At 62.3% G+C, this 1,333-nt stretch carries 1 protein-coding gene; it reads right to left on the minus strand.

What is annotated here, in order from left to right:
* Positions 1 to 18: 18 nt before the first annotated feature.
* Positions 19 to 1,074: an IS110 family transposase gene (locus tag ACLQ3I_RS23315; protein WP_425794889.1), complete on the minus strand. Its 1,056-nt coding sequence runs from the start codon at positions 1,072 to 1,074 to the stop codon at positions 19 to 21.
* Between the last annotated feature and the right edge of the window lie 259 nt (positions 1,075 to 1,333).

Consider the following 1,333-nt stretch of genomic DNA (forward strand, 5'->3'; position numbering starts at 1 on the left):
CTACTCATAGCTCCTATGTCAAGCGGCTGCTTGAGTGTCGGGTTGTGTGCGGGTGTTGTGGTCGGCGGTGAGGGCGGCGAAGACGACTCGGGAGATTCGGCGTTTGAGGCATCGCAGTGCCTCGGTTTTGGTTTTGGATTCGCGTTGTTTCTTGTCGTAGTAGGCCTTGCCGAGGCTGTCGTTGCGTCCGGTCTGGGTGATCGCGATCCGGTGAATCGCGGCATTGAGTTGTCGGTTGCCTGAGCGGGTGAGTCGGACTCGTCCGGCTGTGTTGCCTGACCACACCGGCACCGGCGCCACTCCGGCGTGGCGGGCGAACTTGGCCTCATCGGCGAATCTGGTGACGTTGGCGGTCTCGCCGATGATCTTGGCCGCGGTGAGTTCGGCACATCCCACCACTTCGAGCAGCGCGGGTGCCGCCGGGGTGACCAGTGCGGTGATGCGGCGTGTGTAGGTCTTGATCCGCACGGTCAACTCGACGATGTCGGTCAGTTGTTCACGGGCGAGTTCGGCGATGATCTGTGTCTGGTTCTCCAGCCACCCTCCGACTCTCTTCTGCTGCTTGATTCGGTCCATCGAACGGGGCTCAATCTCGAATCCGGGGTCGATTTCGTGCACGTTCCACTGCAATCGGTTGATGATTGCTGTGCGTTGGGCGACAAGGATTTCACGGTGATCGACAAGCAGTTTCAACTCGCGGGAGAGGTCGTCGTGCTCGGCGACGGGCAGGTCGGGTTCGCGGGCAGCGGCGCGTGCCACCGCCAACGCATCGATCGGATCGGATTTACCGCGATCGCGGCCGATCCGCCGATACTCGGCCATCAGGTGCGGGGTCACCCGCACCACCTTCTGCCCGGCGCCGAGTAGGTCGCGTTCCAGGCGTGCCGACAGGTTGCGGCAGTCCTCGATAGCCCACACCACCTCAGTGCCGTAGCGCTCACCGATCCAGCACATCGCCTGGCGATGCCCGGGCGTGGTGGCCTTGACTGTTTTCTGTTCGAGTCGACGTCCGGCTTCATCGACGGCGACGAAGGTGTGTGAACGCTTGTGTACATCGGCTCCCACCACGATCATGGGTGTGGCCTCCAATCAATCAACGGGGTTGTGAGGTTGGACCGGCCGGCCGACACATCTCAGTGTGGGAGTTGCTGCTGCCACGCTCCTATCAAGTCAGGCCGGTCGGTTTCCCATCACCAGCAGTCGGCACAACGAGTACAGGCCAACCCCTTGACGAGCAGGGGACACGGCACCCGGCGGGAGAGCCAGACAACTGGTGATCAGAACCCAACCACCACCGAAGTGGCACATCAACCTTCACACTGAGACCGGCGGG

The sequence above is a fragment of the Gordonia sp. DT101 genome, assembly GCF_049844895.1.
Classification (GTDB): domain Bacteria; phylum Actinomycetota; class Actinomycetes; order Mycobacteriales; family Mycobacteriaceae; genus Gordonia.